Annotated in this window: 16 protein-coding genes; 6 read left to right on the top strand and 10 right to left on the bottom strand. The window is 62.5% G+C overall.

Annotated elements, in window-relative coordinates; translation table 11 throughout:
* Window positions 1-2: 2 nt before the first annotated feature.
* The 6 genes from G7009_RS11710 to G7009_RS11685 form a co-directional block, all read right to left on the bottom strand.
* Window positions 3-1,067, bottom strand: coding sequence for an imelysin family protein (locus G7009_RS11710; RefSeq protein ID WP_181130240.1), 1,065 nt, complete (start codon window positions 1,065-1,067; stop codon window positions 3-5).
* A 16-nt stretch (window positions 1,068-1,083) separates the two neighbouring features.
* Complete coding sequence (locus G7009_RS11705; RefSeq protein ID WP_181130239.1) at window positions 1,084-2,526, bottom strand: di-heme oxidoreductase family protein; 1,443 nt, start codon at window positions 2,524-2,526, stop codon at window positions 1,084-1,086.
* A 247-nt stretch (window positions 2,527-2,773) separates the two neighbouring features.
* Complete coding sequence (locus G7009_RS11700; RefSeq protein WP_181130238.1) at window positions 2,774-4,108, bottom strand: imelysin family protein; 1,335 nt, start codon at window positions 4,106-4,108, stop codon at window positions 2,774-2,776.
* Between the two features lie 145 nt (window positions 4,109-4,253).
* A complete protein-coding gene (locus G7009_RS11695; RefSeq protein WP_375139551.1) occupies window positions 4,254-6,323 on the bottom strand; it encodes a putative bifunctional diguanylate cyclase/phosphodiesterase in 2,070 nt (689 codons plus the stop codon).
* A 246-nt stretch (window positions 6,324-6,569) separates the two neighbouring features.
* A complete protein-coding gene (locus G7009_RS11690) occupies window positions 6,570-7,166 on the bottom strand; it encodes a superoxide dismutase (protein ID WP_181130236.1) in 597 nt (198 codons plus the stop codon).
* 191 nt (window positions 7,167-7,357) lie between these two features.
* Window positions 7,358-7,957, bottom strand: a complete 600-nt coding sequence (locus G7009_RS11685; RefSeq protein WP_181130235.1) for a LysE/ArgO family amino acid transporter — start codon at window positions 7,955-7,957, stop codon at window positions 7,358-7,360.
* Between the two features lie 125 nt (window positions 7,958-8,082).
* On the opposite strand from G7009_RS11685, the gene G7009_RS11680 reads away from it, so the two are divergent.
* The 3 genes from G7009_RS11680 (at window position 8,083) to G7009_RS11670 (ending at window position 10,929) form a co-directional block, all read left to right on the top strand.
* On the top strand, window positions 8,083-8,973 hold the full coding sequence (locus G7009_RS11680; RefSeq protein ID WP_181130234.1) for a LysR family transcriptional regulator ArgP: 891 nt from the start codon (window positions 8,083-8,085) through the stop codon (window positions 8,971-8,973).
* A 49-nt stretch (window positions 8,974-9,022) separates the two neighbouring features.
* Entirely contained in the window at window positions 9,023-10,018 is a 996-nt protein-coding gene (locus G7009_RS11675; protein WP_181130233.1) for an NAD-dependent epimerase/dehydratase family protein, read from the top strand.
* 86 nt (window positions 10,019-10,104) lie between these two features.
* Complete coding sequence (locus tag G7009_RS11670; protein WP_181130232.1) at window positions 10,105-10,929, top strand: ATPase; 825 nt, start codon at window positions 10,105-10,107, stop codon at window positions 10,927-10,929.
* 133 nt (window positions 10,930-11,062) lie between these two features.
* On the opposite strand, the gene G7009_RS11665 is transcribed toward G7009_RS11670, so the two are convergent.
* Window positions 11,063-12,112 carry an alkene reductase gene (locus tag G7009_RS11665; RefSeq protein WP_181130231.1) on the bottom strand — a complete coding sequence of 350 codons (1,050 nt, stop codon included), beginning with the start codon at window positions 12,110-12,112 and terminating at the stop codon, window positions 11,063-11,065.
* Between the two features lie 106 nt (window positions 12,113-12,218).
* On the bottom strand, window positions 12,219-12,521 hold the full coding sequence (locus G7009_RS11660) for an ArsR/SmtB family transcription factor (protein WP_181130230.1): 303 nt from the start codon (window positions 12,519-12,521) through the stop codon (window positions 12,219-12,221).
* A 152-nt stretch (window positions 12,522-12,673) separates the two neighbouring features.
* Here G7009_RS11660 and G7009_RS11655 point away from each other — a divergent pair, with 152 nt between their 5' ends.
* Window positions 12,674-13,249, top strand: a complete 576-nt coding sequence (locus G7009_RS11655) for an acyl carrier protein phosphodiesterase (protein WP_181130229.1) — start codon at window positions 12,674-12,676, stop codon at window positions 13,247-13,249.
* On the opposite strand, the gene G7009_RS11650 is transcribed toward G7009_RS11655, so the two are convergent.
* Window positions 13,246-14,031 (bottom strand): lysophospholipid acyltransferase family protein, encoded by a 786-nt coding sequence (locus tag G7009_RS11650; protein WP_181130228.1) that lies wholly within the window; start codon window positions 14,029-14,031, stop codon window positions 13,246-13,248. The genes G7009_RS11655 and G7009_RS11650 overlap by 4 nt on opposite strands.
* The gene (olsB, locus tag G7009_RS11645; protein ID WP_181130227.1) at window positions 14,031-14,786 is read right to left on the bottom strand and encodes an L-ornithine N(alpha)-acyltransferase; all 756 of its coding nucleotides are present in this window, start codon (window positions 14,784-14,786) and stop codon (window positions 14,031-14,033) included. Before olsB ends, G7009_RS11650 begins: the two co-directional genes overlap by 1 nt.
* A gap of 426 nt (window positions 14,787-15,212) precedes the next feature.
* Between olsB and G7009_RS11640 the strand changes: the two genes are divergently transcribed.
* Both G7009_RS11640 and G7009_RS11635 read left to right on the top strand, forming a co-directional pair.
* Window positions 15,213-15,794: a YceI family protein gene (locus tag G7009_RS11640; protein ID WP_181130226.1), complete on the top strand. Its 582-nt coding sequence runs from the start codon at window positions 15,213-15,215 to the stop codon at window positions 15,792-15,794.
* A gap of 1 nt (window position 15,795) precedes the next feature.
* A complete protein-coding gene (locus G7009_RS11635) occupies window positions 15,796-16,953 on the top strand; it encodes a phospholipase D-like domain-containing protein (RefSeq protein WP_181130225.1) in 1,158 nt (385 codons plus the stop codon).
* Window positions 16,954-17,071: the final 118 nt, after the last annotated feature.

Below are 17,071 nucleotides of genomic sequence, written 5' to 3'. Positions count from 1 at the left end.
GATCAGTCACCGTCGTTGGCATTGAAGCCCAGCTGGATATTCAACGCCTTGGCCAACTCGCCTTCGTGCAGGCGGTGGACGACGTTGAGGCTGTCGTAGATCTGGTTCAGCAGCTGCTTGCCGGCATCGTCGGCCAGCAGCTCGTCCAAGGTCTTGTGGTTATCGGCCAGCAGTTTGACCGAAGTGGCATAGGCATCATCGATGCGTTCGGCCAGGGCATCCTGATCCTTGCCGAGCAAGCCACGCATGCCTTTGTTGTCGACACCTTGCCAGACTGCCTGGGCGGCCTTGAGACTCGCCTCGAGACTCTTGAGCGAGGCGCGACTGCGCCAGGCTTCGGCTTGCAGGGGCTGGGCAATGCCTTTGCTCTGGCGACCCATAGGCGCGCCGAGCTTTTTCTTCAAGGTGTCCAGTGCCGTCACCTGGGCACGCAGCAGATCGGCGATCGCTTCGTGCGAATCGGCATAGCGCTGGTTCGGGAACTTGGTCATTTGCGAAAGCATGCCGTCGGTACTGTTCCAGCCCGTGAGAATTTCCTCGGCCAGGGCTTTCTGGTGGTCGCCGATGGCGACCAGCAGTGGGCAATAACGCGCTTTCTGCTCGGGAGTGGCTACGTCCGGCTTGCTGTCGAAGAGGATGTATTCGTAGGCCGACAACCCGCGGACCACGACGCTTGACTTGCTCAGGGTCTCGGCGTCGACCGGCTTGTCGCCGTTGACCAGCTGTTCGACCTGGCGCCCGACCAGGTTTTTCTTGTCCGGCCAGAATTGCACCTGCCATGCGCGGTTGCCCTCCGCCAGAGGTCCGACCAGCAGCGGCTGCAGCTCGGCCCAGGCTTTCTGGGCATTGAGATAGTCGGTGCGCGCGGCTTCCAAGGTGCTCTTGCCTTCGCAGTAGGCCAAGGCGCTGGCGGCCAGCTGGCGGTCGGCCTCGACCCAACGGCTGTAGGTCGGCAGGATCACCTGCTTGGCGATGGCGGCAGAGGTCACGGCCTGCGGATCCTGCGGCGAGCAGGCGCCCAGGGCGAGTGCGGCGAGGCTGGTGAACAACAGTTTGGGTCGGAACATGCCCGGCTCCTTGTGCTTAGAGTGAATTCAGGAACGCCAACAGCGCGGCGCGCTGCTCGGCATTGAAGGTAAGGACATGCTGACGCGCCGACTCCGCTTCGCCGCCGTGCCAGAGCACGGCCTCGAGCAGGTTGCGCGCGCGCCCGTCATGAAGGAACTGGGTGTGGCCACCGACGGTTTCGGTCAGGCCGATGCCCCACAGGGGGGGAGTGCGCCAGTCCTGGCCGCCGGCGGCAAACTCGCTACGGTTGTCGGCCAGGCCCGGGCCCATGTCGTGCAACAGCAAGTCACTGTAGGGACGGATGAGCTGATTGGCCAGTTCCGCTTCCGCCGCATCGCTGGCCGTGGTGAACTGCGCTATGTGGCACCCTTGGCAGCCGGCCTCGTGGAACAGGTTCTTGCCGGCCAGCACCTGCGGCGAATCGACATCACGGCGTGACGGTACCCCTAGGTTGCGCGTGTAGAAGGTCACCAGACGCAGGATATTCTCGCTGACTTCCTTCTCATCCCCATCGCCATCGCCGTTGGGCGCGGCCAGGCAATCGACTTGTGCGGGTGTGCAGTCATCCCGTGGGTGCAGGGCCGTTGTCAGGCCCATGTCGCTGGCGAAAGCGTGGACGTTCTGCTGGTTGATGTTCGGTTGCCCGGCCTTCCAGCCAAAGCGTCCAAGCGCGGTCTTGCCCTGAGCATCGTCCCAGACCCGGTTGGGACGACCGCGGATGCCGTCGCCGTTGCGGTCCTCGGGGTCTGCATTGGCCAGGATCGCTGCTTCGGGGATCGCCTCTAGCAGCCCCAGACCGATCATCGGTGGCGCTACCCGTGCGGAGAAGCGCGTGTCGGGGTGCAGTGCGCCATAGCCGAGCTGGGTGATCTGCAGGTGCGGGCGGCGCAACTCGACCTGAGTGCCGTCGGCGAAGGTGACCGTTTCGGGGCTGTAGTCGACGCGTACCTTGCCCTCGGGGGCGATGCCGGGCACGGCCATGTCCTGCAACTGCACGCCATAGGTGGGCTCGGGGACCACGCCCAGGGTCTCGATGACCTTGGCATACTCCGGCTGGTCCGGGATCGACAGCCGCACCAGCATCGAGACCGCGTTGCGAGCATTCGCCTCGGGGGGATGGCCGCGGCCGTCACGTACGTGGCAGTTCTGGCAGGCATTGGTATTGAACAGCGGGCCGAGACCGTCGCGAGCGGTGGTCGTCGAGGGCGCGATGACCCAGGGGTTGCGGAAGAAACTGTTGCCGACGCTGAAGTCCAGGCGCCGCTCCGGGCCAAGGTTGGCCGAAGGCAGCGAAAACGCATTGCGGTCATGACGTTGCACCGTCGCCTGTCCCCCTGACAACGCCTCGCCGGGCTCTGCCTGAGTGAAACGCGGGGCGTCATCACAGGCAGCCAGGGCGGTGGCCAGGAGCAACAAGCTGAGACGGGCGGTCCGGCGTTTCGGAAGCAACGAGGACATCAGGATCCTGGTTTGGGCATAAAACGGCGTGCAAGCTTAGCAGGCCGAGGGAGTTTGAATAAGAGAGATTTGCGTCTGCTTGATGAAATCGTAGCGAGAGGCGCCTGGATGCAGGGCAGAGGATGGCAGCTGGGCCGCAGGTGCATGTCGCTCGATCTCTGGGACGCCACAATCCAAGGGCATGCATTCCCCTTCCACGAAAACGCCCGGTACGAGGACCGGGCGTCGGTTGAACCGGGACAGGTGATCAGAATTCGTGATCGGCGGTGTCCGGGCTCAGGTTGGAGATGCCGAGCTTGCCTGCCGCCTGCTCGATCGCGCCCGTCTGCTTGACCAGCGAAGCGATGGCGTCACGAACGATCTGGTTGCCGGCGGCATTGTCCGGGGCGATCAACTGATCGTAGTGCTCGCCCTTGAGCGCGTGATCGACCATCACCTGGATCTTCGCTTCGGTAGCTTCCAGGTCGGCCTTGAGGGTAGCGTCGGCAGCCGGATCGACCTTGGCCACCAGGGAGGACAGGCTCGGCCCGGTCAGCTTGGTGCCGTCGACACGGGTGTACTCGCCCAGATAGACGTTACGGATACCCTTGGCGTCATAGAAGTGCGAGTAATGGGTGTTGTCGCTGAAGCAATCCTGCTCGTCTTCAGGGGAATTGGCTTCCAGGGACACCTTCATCCGCTCGCCCGCCAGCTCGCCCAGGGACAGGCTGCCCATGCCGAAGAGCATCTTGCGCAGACCGTCGTTGACCGACTCGGCCTCAAGCTTGGCGCGGTAGTTGTCGGCGACATTCGGCGCCCAGTTGCCGACCATCTCTTCGAGGTCGGTGACCAGCAGGTCGGTGACTGCCTTCAGGTAGGCACGGCGACGGTCGTTATGCCCGCCGGTGGCACCTTCGCCTTCGAGGTAATCGCTGGCCGGACGGTTGCCGGCGCCTGGGCCGGTACCGTTGAGGTCCTGGCCCCAAAGCAGGAATTCGATCGCGTGGTAACCGGTGGCGACGTTGGCCTCGGAACCGCCCAGCTCGTTCAGGCTGGCCAGTTTCTCGAGAGTGATGTCTTTCACGTCGACCTTGTCTTCGCCGACCTGGATCTCGGTGTTGGCGATGATGTTGGCGCCGGCGGCCGGGTTGCCCAGGGCGTGTTCGTAGGAGGCGTCGACGTAATCGATCAGGCCTTCGTCCAACGGCCAGGCATTCACCTGTCCTTCCCAGTCATCGATGATGGTATTGCCGAAGCGGAAGGCCTCGCTTTGCAGGTACGGAACGCGCGCGGCGGCCCAAGCTTCCTTGGCGGCCTTGAGCGTCGCATCGTCAGGACTGGCAAGGAACGCATCGATGGCGGCTTGCAGGGTCTTGGCGGTGTTCAGCGAGTCGCTGTAGACGGCATGAACCATGTCGGTGTAATGCTTGACCACGGCCTTGCCAGCGGCCTCGTCGACAGCCCCCGGAGTTGCGGCGTTAGCACTGGCGGCAGCAGGTGCCTGGGCTTGCGGCGCGGCAGTCTTCTCGTCCTTGTCGCCGCAACCGGCGAGGGAGATGGCGATGGCCAGCAGACTGGCGGAGGCCAGAGGCATACGAATCATTGTTGGTTTCCTGCGTCGTGTGGTTGGACTGGGGTGCCGAGGCACGCGGAATCGCGACATGATGCGAAAGATTTGCATTTGGTGTAAAGGGGCGGACGCGCAATTCTTCGGATGCTCGCTGATGGAGCATCGCTGGACACTTGGCTCAGAACGCTGAAACCTGATCGCGTTGGGCCTGTTTGAGGAATGCCGTCAGCTCGCGGGCCGGCAGTGGTTTGCTGTAGTGGTAGCCCTGACCTTCGTGACAGCCTTGGGCAATGATGTAGCTCTCCTGCTCCGCGGTCTCCACACCCTCGGCAATGACCTGCATCCCCAGGCTCTTGCCCAGCTGAATGATGGCGCGGACGATGGTGGCATCATCGTCATCGTCCATCAGGTCCTGGACGAAACTCTTGTCGATCTTGATCTTGTCCAGCGGAAGCGACTTGAGGTAACTGAGCGACGAGTAGCCGGTACCGAAGTCATCGATGGCGATCAACGCCCCCGAGCGACGCAGGCTGAGCAGATGCTGGGCGGCGGTGCTGATGTCTTCCATCAGACCGGTCTCGGTGACTTCCAGCTCCAGGCTGCGAGGCGGGAGGCGGTACATCTGCAGCAGATTGTTGACCACTCGCGGCAGTTCGTTGTGGTGAAGCTGCACGGTCGACAGGTTCACCGCCATGCGCAGTTCGTCGAAGCCCTGATCGTGCCATTCGCGCAGTTGCCGGCAAGCCTGGTCGAGAATCCATTCGCCGATCGCGATGATGCTGCCATTCTGTTCGGCCAGCGGGATGAACTGGTCCGGCGGAACCATGCCCAGCTCCGGATGCTGCCAGCGCAACAGGGCCTCGACCCCCACCACGCGATGATCGCGGTAACTGATCTGTGGCTGGTACACCAGATAAAGCTGATTACGCGGCAAGGCCTCGCGCAGGTCCTTTTCCAGTTCGCGACGCCGACGCATCTCGCTGTCGACGCTGGCGATGTAGAACTGATAGCGGTTACGCGAGCGTGCCTTGGCCAGGGTCATGGTCTGCTCGGCCTTCTGCAGCAACTTTTCGGTGCTGTCTCCATCCTCGGGGAACAGCGTGATGCCGATGGTTGCGCGCAGGCGAATCTCCTGATGATCGAGGGAGAAGGGCGCCTCCAGTTCGTCAAGAATGGTCTGGGCCAATTCGGCGGCCTCGTAAGGTTGCTCGATATCGGCCTGGACCAGGGCGAATTGATCGCCACCCAGACGAGCCAAGGCACCCAGCCGCCCGCTGTGAGCCCTCAAACGATCGGCCAGGGCCAACAGGAGCAGATCGCCCGTCTGGTAGCTGAACTGCTCGTTGATGCCCTTGAAGTCATCGAGGCCGACGCAGAGCACCGCCACTCGCCGCTGCAGCCGACCGCCGTCGAGCAGGATCTGGTCCAGCTGCTGCTGCAGTTGTTGGCGGTTCGGCAGGCCGGTCAGAAAATCGTATCGGGCCATGCGCTGCAGACTGCTTTCAGCCTCGTGGCGCAGATGGGTATTGCGCTCGATGGAAGCCAGCAGCTGGTTGGCGGTGTTGACCCACAGACCCAGTTCGTTGCGTTCATGTCCCTTGAGCAGGGGGATCTGATATTGGCTGGGACGGTCCGGGTTGATCTGCGTGAGGTGCTCGATGATCTTCGACAGCGGCTTGGTCAGCAGCCAGTGATAGACCAGGTAGAGCACCAGACCCATGGCCATGGCCCGCAGAACCCCGGAGATGAAGATGATCACTGCATTGATCAGGAACCCCTCGCCGTACGCAGCGGTGTCAAGAGTGATGCCTAGGTTGCCGTAGTATTCGCTGTAGGGCCCGCGCCCTACCAGCGGGATAGTGAAACTGCGTTCCTGGCCAAGGATCAGGTCGGTGAGCCAGCGCATGGGCATGTCCTGCAAGGGACGCGATTTCTCCGCAAGTAGGGTCTCGTTGGGATGGCCGATGGAGGCCATGCGCACCGATTGATCCTGGAACAGGCCTTCCATGACTTGCAGGCCCATCTCCCGGTCAAGGCTGTAGACCGCCTGGGTAGATGGATCGCGGAACATGTCGAGAATACGCTGGGCATCGGTGGCGACGGTCTGACGAGTCTTGTAGGCGTCGTAGACAATCTGCGCGCAACTGAGGACGACACCGACCGCCAGCGCCGAGAGCAGCACGACCCTGAGCAACTTGACCGATAAGCTGTTCTTGAATTCCAGCTTCAAAGGAGGTTCCTTATCCATGCGCATGCAAGCATTTTGCCATCAACATTGGCAATGCACTATCCGCCTATGTCCTTTTGAAACCGCAGGGCGGAGGCTGGAAGGCGACCCTGAATACATTATCAGCTACGTAGCCATGCGACTTTAGTACGCCTTATCGCTTTCCCAGACTTTGATGTTAGCGCGCTATTTCCTTGGATCAAGGGTATGGACGTAACACGCAGGCGAAAAAAAACCCGGCAGGCGCCGGGTTTTTTAAAGCGACAGTCAAGCCTTGAAGGTTTTGCCTTCGAACTGCTCGGCAACGAACTGCCAGTTGACCAGGTTCCAGAAGGCCTCTACATACTTTGGACGTACGTTGCGGTAGTCGATGTAGTAGGCGTGCTCCCAGACGTCGCAGGTCAGCAGCGGGGTGTCGCCGCTGGTGATAGGGTTGCCCGCGCCGATGGTGCTGGCCAGGGCCAGGCCGCCGTCGGCCTTCTTGACCAGCCAGCCCCAGCCGGAGCCGAAGGTGCCGACGGAAGTCTTGGTGAACTCTTCCTTGAACTTGTCGAAGGAGCCGAAGGCCTGGGTGATGGCATCGGCCAGGGCACCGGTCGGCTCGCCGCCGCCGTTTGGCGACAGGCAGTTCCAGTAGAAGGTGTGGTTCCAGACTTGAGCAGCGTTGTTGAAGATGCCGCCCGAAGAGGTCTTGACGATCTCTTCCAGGGTCTTGCCTTCGAATTCGGTACCTGGGATCAGGTTGTTCAGGTTCACGACATAGGTGTTGTGGTGCTTGTCGTGGTGGTACTCCAGGGTTTCCTTGGAGATGTGCGGCTGCAGGGCATCGTGGGCATACGGCAGCGGCGGCAATTCAAAAGCCATGGTGTATCTCCTAATCAGGTCTGTTGCGGTGAGCGCAAGGCCGATCACGGGCGGCCATAACTGCGTCGGCGAGTTTGTACTCTTTGCGACACAAGCGCTGGATCATAGCACCGGGTCCCGCTCATAACCACGCAACAAGTATAGGGAATAGAGGTTCCGGGGCGGGGGGGCGACACCTGATGCACGGCCGATCAGGACAGTACCAGCTGCGCTGCCACGGCGAACATCATCACCGCCACCAACAGGTCGAGCAGGCGCCAGGTCCCGGGCCGCGCCAGCCATGGCGCCAACCAGGCGGCGCCCAGGGCGAGGGTGAAGAACCACAGCAGCGAGGCGCTGGCGGCTCCGGCGACGTACGCCCCCGGGACCGTCTGCTGCGCGCCGAGCGAGCCGATCAGCAGGACCGTGTCGAGGTAGACGTGTGGATTGAGCAAGGTGACGGCCAGGGCACTGAGCAATACCGCTCGACGTGAACGCAAGCCTTGGTCTTCCTGTTTCTGCAGGCTCTGTTGGGAGCAGGCCCGACGCAGCGCCTGGCTGCCGTACCAGATCAGGAACACCACGCCACCCCAGCGCGCCACTGCCAGAAGCGTAGGGTTCTGCATCAGCACCGTGGCCAGGCCGAACACTCCGGCGGCTACCAGCAGCGCGTCGCACAAGACGCACAACGCCGCTACCGGCAGATGATGCTCGCGGCGCAAGCTCTGGGCGAGGACGAAGGCGTTCTGTGTCCCGATGGCCATGATCAGGCCGAATGCCACCAGCAATCCATTGGTATAGCTTTGCCACATGAGGGGAATACTCCACGGACGCTGACGGAGACGCCAACGCTGTCTGCCAAGAAAGAGGTAGCCATTGTGGTGTTCGCGAGGTTATAAGAAAAACAAATAAAGCTGATCTGGCATTAGGAAAATCGATGTTCGATTACAAGCTGCTGTCGGCGCTCGCCGCGGTCGTCGAGCAAGGTGGTTTCGAGCGCGCGGCGCAGCGGCTGGGATTGTCTCAGTCGGCGATATCCCAGCGCATCAAGCTGCTCGAAGCCCGGGTCGGGCAACCGGTGCTGGTGCGAGCCAACCCACCAGGCCCGACCGAGGTCGGCCGACAGTTGCTCAATCATGTCCAACAGGTGCGACTGCTGGAACGGGATCTTCAACATCAGGTTCCGACCCTGAACGAAGAGGGCGCGCCGGAGCGTTTGCGCATCGCCCTCAATGCCGACAGCCTGGCGACTTGGTGGGCAGGCGCGGTAGGAGACTTTTGCGCGCAGCAGCAGGTCTTGCTCGACCTGGTCCTGGAGGATCAGGAAGTGGGCTTGCGCCGCATGCGCGCTGGCGAAGTGGCGGCCTGCCTGTGTGCCAGCGAACGCCCCGTCGCCGGAGCCCGCAGCTTGCCACTGGGCGCCATGCGCTACCTCGCCCTGGCCAGCCCGGCCTTCATGCGGCGGCATTTCCCTCACGGCTTCGAGGTGGCCCGACTGGCGCGCACGACGGCGATCGTCTTTGGACCGGATGATTTTCTCCAGCATCGTTACCTGGCTTCGCTGGGTATCGAAGGCACCTTCCTGCATCACCTCTGCCCGTCTTCCGAGGGGTTCATGCGCATGACCGAAGCGGGGCTGGGTTGGGGGCTGATGCCTGAATTGCAGGCCCGCGAGCAGTTGAGCCGCGGCGAGCTGGTAGAGATCTGTGTCGATACACCCGTCGATGTGCCGCTGTACTGGCATCATTGGCGTACTGGCGGGCAGTTGCTCGGCCAGTTGACCGAGCACGTACGCGACAGGGCCGCGAAATGGCTGGTGCCCTTGTAGGGACGGGCGACGTCAGCTGCATCTGAAATCTGGCAAGGCGGAGTCTTACATGCGAATTCTGGTTACCGGCGCGAGCGGCTTCATTGGTGGACGCTTCGCGCGTTTTGCCCTGGAGCAAGGACTCCAGGTGCGCGTCAATGGGCGGCGCGCCGAGGGCGTGGAACATCTGGTCAAGCGTGGCGCGCAGTTCATCCCGGGGGACCTGGGCGATGCCAAGCTGGCCCGCCGAGTGTGCCAGGGTGTCGAGGCGGTCGTGCACTGCGCGGGTGCCGTGGGCAACTGGGGCCGCTATCAGGATTTTTACCAAGGCAACGTGACGGTTACCGAAAACGTGGTCGAGGGCTGCCTCAAGGAGCATGTCCAGAGGCTGGTGCACCTGTCTTCGCCGTCGATCTATTTCAATGGACATTCGCGCCTGGATATCCGAGAAGACCAGGTGCCACGCCGCTTTCACGATCACTATGGCGCGACCAAGTACCTGGCCGAGCAAAAAGTCTTCGGCGCCCAGGAGTTCGGCCTGGAAGTCGTCGCCCTGCGCCCACGCTTCGTGACCGGAGCCGGTGATGCCAGCATTTTTCCGCGACTGTTGCACATGCAACGCAAACATCGACTGGCGATCGTCGGCAACGGCCTGAACAAGGTCGATTTCACCAGTGTGCACAACCTCAACGAAGCGTTGCTCGGCGCCTTGTTCGCCGACGACCAGGCGCTCGGCCAGGCCTATAACATCAGCAATGGCCAGCCGCTGCCGTTGTGGGATGTGGTCAATTACGTGATGCGCCAGATGGACCTGCCTCAGGTCACCCGTTATCGCTCGTACGGATTGGCGTACAGCCTGGGCGCGCTCAACGAGGCCGCTTGCATGCTTTGGCCGGGCCGACCGCAGCCAACCCTGTCGCGCCTCGGCATGCAGGTCATGAACAAGGATTTCACCCTGGATATCAGTCGCGCTCGCCAGCAGCTCGGCTACCGACCGCGGGTCAGCCTGTGGTCGGCTCTGGATGAGTTCTGTGCCTGGTGGAAAGGCTTGCCAGGCGACCGGTGAGCGGCTTGCGGCACCGAGGGTCGATCGTGCACCTCTTGAGCGGTTTATACTGATGCGCTTTGCAATTGACGCGGTTGAACGTACCCATGCGTAACGATGCCCAGGATGATTTCGATGATGTGCCCACCTTGCGCGCCGGCACCCGTGACGACGATGAACTGCTGCCGGCAAGCGTTGCCCGCAGCCGCCGGAAGGCCGCTCGCCCTGCCAGCACGGCGCCTCTCTGGGCGTTGCTCTGCGCCTCCTTCATCGCCTTGGGCGGGCTTGGCTGGTGGAGCTTCCAGCAGATATCGCTGATGGAGCAGCAACTGGTGGCGACCCAGGAGAGTTTCGCCCGTATCAGCGAAGAGGCCGCGGGACGCCTGCAGGCCATCAGCGGCAAAGTCGCCGCCAGCGAATCCACGGTATCCACCGACAGTGAGTCGTTGAAGCTGCAGGTCCGTCAGTTGCAGGCCAGGCTGGCCGAACAGGACAAGCAGCAGCAAGGCGTGGCGGGACAGGCCGGCGACCTTGGCAAACGACTGGAGCAGGCGCTCGCCGAGGTCCGCGAGCAGCAGAAGGCCAGCGCCGAACTGCAGGATCAGTTACAGGCGCAGCTCAAGAGCGTGAACGGTGAACTGGCCGCGCTCAAGACCTCGCAGGTCGACGGTGTCAAGCTCGACGAGCAGATCAAGGCGCTGAGCACGGACTTGGCGGCCTTGAAGAAACAAGGTGATCCCGCCGCGGCGCTGGAGCGCCTGGAGCAGGATGTGCTGGTGCTCAAGAGTCAGGCGGACAATCGCCCAGCGGCGGCTTCGTCCGGCGCCTCGGTACAGGAGTTCGATGCGTTCCGCGGTCAGACGACCCGCAGCCTCAATACCCTGCAGAGCCAGGTTCAGAACCTGCAGCAGCAGATCAGTGCGCGCCCTTGAGTAGCCCCTCATCGCGGGCGTTTGCTATGGTTTCGCTGGAAGACGAGCTAGCGCCTGGCACGATCAGGGATTGTCCTGATCTGCCAGGCGCTACTCGCTGAACATCGAGCCGGATGCGTTTCGCCGCGATCAATTACATCCGCGGATAATCGATGTACCCCACCGGCCCCTTGCCATAGAAGGTCTGGGGCTGCGGCTCGTTCAGCGGCGCATCCGTTGCCAGCCGTGCTGGCAGGTCCGGGTTGGCGATGAACGGTACGCCGAAGGCCACCGCGTCCGCATGGTCATTGGCGAGGGCAGCGTTGGCGCTGTCCTTGTCGAAGCGCTCGTTGACGATGTAGGCACCGCCGAACGCTTGCTTGATCAGCGGCCCGATGCTGTCATCGGCTTCCTTCTCGCGCGAGCAAATGAAGGCAATTTCCCGCTTGCCCAGTTCACGGGCAACGTAGGTGAAGGTTTCGACGCGATCGGCATCGCCCATGTCATGACTGTCGGCGCGTGGCGCCAGATGTACGCCGACGCGATTGGCACCCCATGTTTCGATGGCCGCATCGGTCACTTCCAGCAGCAGGCGCGCTCGATTTTCCAGCGAGCCGCCATATTGGTCGGTGCGTTGATTGGTGCTGCTCTGCAGGAACTGGTCGAGCAGGTAGCCGTTGGCACCGTGGATTTCGACACCGTCGAAACCCGCGGCCTTGGCGTTTTCCGCGCCTACTCGATAGGCCTCTACGATATCCGCTATCTCTGCTGTTTCCAGCGCGCGCGGCGTCACGTAACCGGTTATCGGCCGGACTAGGCTGACATGCCCCTGCGGTTGGATGGCGCTCGGCGCGACCGGCGTTTCACCGTTCAAGTAGCTGGGATGAGAAATCCGCCCCACGTGCCACAGTTGCAGGAAAATGCGTCCGCCCGCGGCATGGACGGCATTGGTGACTTGGGTCCAGCCGCGGACCTGATCGTTCGACCAGATGCCCGGCGTATCCGGATAACCGACGCCCATGGGCGTGACCGAGGTCGCTTCGCTGAGGATCAGACCGGCACTGGCGCGCTGAACGTAGTACTCGGCCATCAGTGCGTTGGGCACACGGCCTTCATCGGCACGGCAACGGGTCAGCGGAGCCATGATGATGCGGTTCGGCAATTGAAGATCGCCCAGGGTGATCGGATCGAAAAGCGTGGTCATGCTGAAAGCCTCGCGGTAATTGATGGGATGCAGGCGCCAGTTCGGTATCGTCGCCGCCCTGGCTGAAGGTGATCAGGGCCAAGCCTGAATACTGGCGCAGGCCTTGTCAGAGCTCTTGGCTCATTTGCTCGAGGAAGGCACGGATGGTCTCCTCGTTGCGCTTGAAAAAATGCCACTGGCCGATCTTCCGACTGCTGATCAGACCCGCGCGTTGCAAGGTGGCCAGGTGGGCGGAAACGGTCGACTGGGATAGGCCGCAGCGTTGATCGATCTGTCCGGCACAGACGCCATGCTCGGTGCTGTGATGCTGGTCGGGAAATTGCGTGGCAGGGTCTTTCAGCCACTTGAGGATTTCTCGCCGTACCGGATGGGACAGAGCTTTTATTATGTCGTCGAGATCGAGGGGCATGGCTGGACTCGTGGTGTGTAGCGTTATATCGCGATTAAGCGAAATATAAATCGGTATTTCGCGATATACAAATATGAAGCTGTTATCAGCACAGCATCGATCGTTATATCGCGTTATAACGATATGGTGCTACGGAGTGCTAGACTCTCTTCATGAACTATTTGGCTCACCTGCACCTTGGCGGCTCCCACCCTCAGCAACTGCTTGGCAGCCTTTACGGCGATTTCGTCAAGGGCGGTCTCGAGGGACGCTTTCCGCCTACCCTGGAAGCGTCGATCCGGCTTCATCGGCACATCGACAGCTTCACCGACCGTCATCCGCTGGTGCTGGCAGCCCTGGCGCGTTTTCCCGCGGCGCGTCGTCGCTACGCGGGGATCATTCTCGATGTGTTCTTCGATCATTGCCTGGCACGACACTGGCAGGATTACGACGAGCAGCCGTTGGAGGAGTTTACCCGTCGCTTTTATCGCATCCTGCTTGCCCAACCGACACTGCCCGGGCGATTGGCGGGTATTGCCCCGTACATGGCGGCGGATGACTGGCTCAGTGCCTACGCAGACTTCGCCACCCTGGAGCCAGTGTTCAGAGGCATTGCCCGGCGGCTGTCCAGACCCGAGGGAATGGAAGGCGCAATGACAGAGTTGGAAGCGTTGTACGAACCGCTCCTGGCGGATTTTCGCGCCTTCTATCCGCAGCTGCAGGCGTTCGCCGCGACTTGCCGCGGTTAAGCGACGCTAGCCTGGCGACGCGCAAGCTCCAGCTCCTGCCCATCGAACAATGCGCCATGGATCGCCTGCTGCGCCTGAAGAGCGAGCAGACCCCGCTCCTTGTCCTGGCTGGCAATCGGATCGAGCAGGTGGATCACCACTTCGCCCGGAGGTTGGGCAAACAGGCGCAGCAGGTGCGAGACCAGGTCGTCGTCGCCAATGAAAGGGGCAAGGGTATCGACCTCACCGTCACGTAGATACTGGATCGCCACCGGCTGCACCGCGACGCGCTGGTCGATGGCGGCGGCCAGTAGCCGACCATGGAAGGTGCGCAGTCTGCGACCATCGGTGGTGGTGCCCTCCGGGAAGATCAACAGGGGCCGGGCCTGCCTCAGGTGCTCGCCGATCTGCTGGCGCAGACGCTGACTGTCACCGCCTCCGCGCCGGATGAACAGTGTGCCGGCCTGTTGCGCCAGCCAGCCGGCGATCGGCCAGTGACGGACCTCGGCCTTGGACAGGAAGGTCAACGGAACGAGCATGCCCAGCAGGGGAATGTCGGTCCAGGACACATGGTTGCAGACCCACAACATCGGACGTCGCGGCAACTCGCCGATAACCTGCACCTGGAAGGGCAGTACGCCGGCCAGGCGGCGCATGAATACGCGACTCAAGCGCTGGCGTCGTCTGGCACAGGGTTCGAGCCCGGCCCGCTCTGCCAGACCCAGAGCACCGGCCATGGTCAGAACGAACAGAAGCACCAACGCCAATCGGAGAAGACGGGCGATGGCTCGCAGGTTCGGCATCAGACCGCCGCCTTGAAGTGACGGGCATAACGTGGGCAGAGATCGTCGCGTTTGAGCAGAATGAACACGTCGGCGACCTGGAAGTCTTCATCCCAGCACGGCTCACCGCAGATCTTCGCGCCCAGGCGCATGTAGGCCTTGAGCAGCGGTGGCATCTCGGTGATGACGTTACCTGGCAGGTCAAGGCTGGGCAGCGGGTTCCTGGGCACGGCGCGCAGGTGCTCGTTGCACAGGTAGCGCTCGCGCAGACGTTGCATGATGGCATGTGCCTGGATGCCGCCATCCTGCATCGGGATGCTGGCGCATCCCATCAGGTAGCTGTAGTGGCCTTCGTTGAGCACTTCGGCCAGCTCGCCCCAGAGGATCGCGATGGTGCCGCCATTGCGGTAGGCCGGATCGACGCAGGTCCGTCCCAGTTCCAGGATCGGCCCTTGCAGTTCCCGCAAGCCGTGCAGGTTGAATTCCTCCTCGCTGTAGAAACGGCCCAGGCTGCCGGCGGCCTGGTGGTCCAGCAGGCGAGTGGTGGCGACCAGCTCGCCGCTGGCCAGGTCACGTACGCCGATATGGCGGCAGTGCGTATCGTAGTCATCCATGTCCAGGCCCTGCTCGGCACCCTTGAGCCTTGCCTTGAACTCGCCGCTGAATACCTTGAAACGCAGTACCTGTGCTTCCTGGATAGCCACGGCGCCAACCAGGCGTTCGGCTTGCAGACGGCGTTCGGTGCTGTTGTCGCCAGAGCGAGCGATTCGAGTCATTACGAGTCTCCATGAGCCAGCCAAGAGGAATAGCGGCCGGTCGGCTTTGGTGGGCAAGGTCAGCCTAGGGAGCGGCGGTGTCACCCCCGTGAACCTTAGGTGATGCTTGCATGACAGGCCCATCGGAGACTTGGCGTTGTCCCGCTTCGAGGTCGCGGGCCGGGCCCGATGCTGGCAACGGACTGCCATGAAAGCTTGGCGGTCTGATGCGACGGGCAATGGGAGGGCGCTACATGAGGCGCAGGCGTGCACTGTCGTGTCTGGTAGGACTGGCCTGCTGCGGGAGAGCACCGCGGCGCGCAGGATGATCGCAGAAGGGTTCGGTCGACGAAACGAGACGGCCCGGACGGGGTCACACAAGGGGTGCCGCTTGCTGCCGTGAGGGTGGCCGGGTAAGGTTGGCCGCCTCGATCGACAGGATTTCCCATGTTCAAACTGCCTCGTCCACTGCTCGCCCTGCTGCTGGCGCTGAGCCTGCCCGCCCATGCCAACTGGCACCTGGACGGCGAGTCTTCGCGACTGTCCTTCGTCACCAGCAAGAATGGCGATACCGCCGAGGTGCAGCGCTTCCTGGTCTTGCATGGCAAGGTCGACCGCAAGGGCGCCGCTCAACTGAAGATCGAGATGGATTCCGCGTCCAGCGGCACTCCACTGCGCGACGAGCGCATGCGTAAAGACCTCTTCGAGTTTGCCAAGTATCCGGAAGCCACGGTCCAGGCCCAACTGGACCTGCGCCCCATCACCGATCTGGCCAACGGTGCGCAGCTCGAGCTACGCATGCCCGTGACCCTGACCTTGCGCGGTGAACGGCACAGCTACAATGCCCTGTTGCTGGTGACCCGGCTGGATGAGCGACGTTTCCAGGTCGTCACGCTCGAGCCGCTGATGTTGCGCGCCGAGGACTTCGGTCTTCTGCCAGGTCTGGCGAGCTTGCGCAAACAAGCCGGCCTCGCTTCCATCAGCCCCTCGGTACCGGTAAGCGCGGTGCTGATCTTCAACGCGCGCTGATATGCCCGGACCGGTCTTTCCCTGGCGCGATGGCAATCAGTTCGAACTGCTGATCGATGGCCCCGAGTTCTTCCCACGCATGCTCGTGGCAATCGTGCGTGCCGAATACCAGGTCGATCTCGAGCTGTATCTGGTAGAAGCCGGTAGTTGTGCCGAGGCTGTCGTCGAGGCCCTGGAGCAGGCTGCCCGCCGAGGCGTGCGGGTTCGGTGTCTGTTCGACGCCTATGGCTCGTTGGCCTTTACCTTGGGCCTGCGGCAACGGTTGCAGGCCGCCGGGGTCGAGTTGCGCCTGTACAACCGCCTGGGCTGGCGTCATGGGGCGCGCAACCTGTACCGCGATCATCGCAAGATATTGCTGGTGGATGAGCGTTGGGCGGTCGTTGGCGGCACTGGGGTGACCGATGAATTCTGGAAGCCTGGCCATGAGCTCAGCGAGTGGCACGAGGTCATGGTGCGGATGGAAGGGCCGGTCGTTGCCGACTGGCAGCTACTGTTCGATCGCCAGTGGCACGCCAACAACCGCCGTACGGCCTGGCGCCCGCCTGAAGATTTCGGTCTGCCCCGCGTGCCGCGGATGCCTGCGCAGGGGCAGGGCCTGGGCCGGGTGGCGTATGCCGATGCCCGCCAACACCGTGACATCCTGCGTTCCCTCGTACGCGCCCTCAATGGCGGGCAGCGACGCATCTGGCTGGCCACGCCGTATTTCCTGCCGACCTGGAGCGTGCGCCGTTCATTGCGCCGGGCCGCTTCACGCGGGATCGACGTGCGCCTGCTGCTGACCGGTCCACGCACCGACCATCCGTCCGTGCGCTATGCCGGGCATCGCTACTATCCGCGTCTGCTGCGCGCCGGTGTCAGAATCTTCGAATACCAACCGTGCTTCCTGCACCTGAAAATGGTCCTGGTGGACGACTGGGTGAGCATCGGCTCGTGCAACTTCGACCATTGGAATCTGCGTTTCAACCTCGAAGCCAATATCGAAGCGCTGGATCCGCCACTCACTGCCGCGGTGGCGACCAGTTTCGAGCGAGACTTAGCGCAAAGCCTCGAGGTCGACCTGGAACATTGGAATGCCCGACCGGCATGGCGACGAGTGAAGCAGCGAGTGTGGGGGTGGATGGATCGGATGGTGGTGATCCTGCTGGGGCGGCGTAATTAACGTGCAGCTCGGACCTGTGTAGGAGATTCCATGGTGCATGGAATCTGGAAAGGGCTTCCCACGCACCATAGAATCTCCTACGCGGTCTCAGCTGCACTAGAGCGTTACCTGCCAGCCA

The sequence above is a fragment of the Pseudomonas capeferrum genome (assembly GCF_013523055.1).
Lineage (GTDB): Bacteria > Pseudomonadota > Gammaproteobacteria > Pseudomonadales > Pseudomonadaceae > Aquipseudomonas > Aquipseudomonas capeferrum_A.
This window is presented reverse-complemented; position numbering and strand designations above follow the sequence as displayed.

Bases quoted from the DNA above. Each gene is read 5' to 3' on its own strand.
- G7009_RS11710 (WP_181130240.1), bottom strand. From the start codon at position 1,067: ATGTTCCGACCCAAACTGTTGTTCACCAGCCTCGCCGCACTCGCCCTG.
- G7009_RS11705 (WP_181130239.1), bottom strand. From the start codon at position 2,526: ATGTCCTCGTTGCTTCCGAAACGCCGGACCGCCCGTCTCAGCTTGTTG.
- G7009_RS11700 (WP_181130238.1), bottom strand. From the start codon at position 4,108: ATGATTCGTATGCCTCTGGCCTCCGCCAGTCTGCTGGCCATCGCCATC.
- G7009_RS11695 (WP_375139551.1), bottom strand. From the start codon at position 6,323: ATGGATAAGGAACCTCCTTTGAAGCTGGAATTCAAGAACAGCTTATCG.
- G7009_RS11690 (WP_181130236.1), bottom strand. From the start codon at position 7,166: ATGGCTTTTGAATTGCCGCCGCTGCCGTATGCCCACGATGCCCTGCAG.
- G7009_RS11685 (WP_181130235.1), bottom strand. From the start codon at position 7,957: ATGTGGCAAAGCTATACCAATGGATTGCTGGTGGCATTCGGCCTGATC.
- G7009_RS11680 (WP_181130234.1), top strand. From the start codon at position 8,083: ATGTTCGATTACAAGCTGCTGTCGGCGCTCGCCGCGGTCGTCGAGCAA.
- G7009_RS11675 (WP_181130233.1), top strand. From the start codon at position 9,023: ATGCGAATTCTGGTTACCGGCGCGAGCGGCTTCATTGGTGGACGCTTC.
- G7009_RS11670 (WP_181130232.1), top strand. From the start codon at position 10,105: ATGCGTAACGATGCCCAGGATGATTTCGATGATGTGCCCACCTTGCGC.
- G7009_RS11665 (WP_181130231.1), bottom strand. From the start codon at position 12,112: ATGACCACGCTTTTCGATCCGATCACCCTGGGCGATCTTCAATTGCCG.
- G7009_RS11660 (WP_181130230.1), bottom strand. From the start codon at position 12,521: ATGCCCCTCGATCTCGACGACATAATAAAAGCTCTGTCCCATCCGGTA.
- G7009_RS11655 (WP_181130229.1), top strand. From the start codon at position 12,674: ATGAACTATTTGGCTCACCTGCACCTTGGCGGCTCCCACCCTCAGCAA.
- G7009_RS11650 (WP_181130228.1), bottom strand. From the start codon at position 14,031: ATGCCGAACCTGCGAGCCATCGCCCGTCTTCTCCGATTGGCGTTGGTG.
- olsB (WP_181130227.1), bottom strand. From the start codon at position 14,786: ATGACTCGAATCGCTCGCTCTGGCGACAACAGCACCGAACGCCGTCTG.
- G7009_RS11640 (WP_181130226.1), top strand. From the start codon at position 15,213: ATGTTCAAACTGCCTCGTCCACTGCTCGCCCTGCTGCTGGCGCTGAGC.
- G7009_RS11635 (WP_181130225.1), top strand. From the start codon at position 15,796: ATGCCCGGACCGGTCTTTCCCTGGCGCGATGGCAATCAGTTCGAACTG.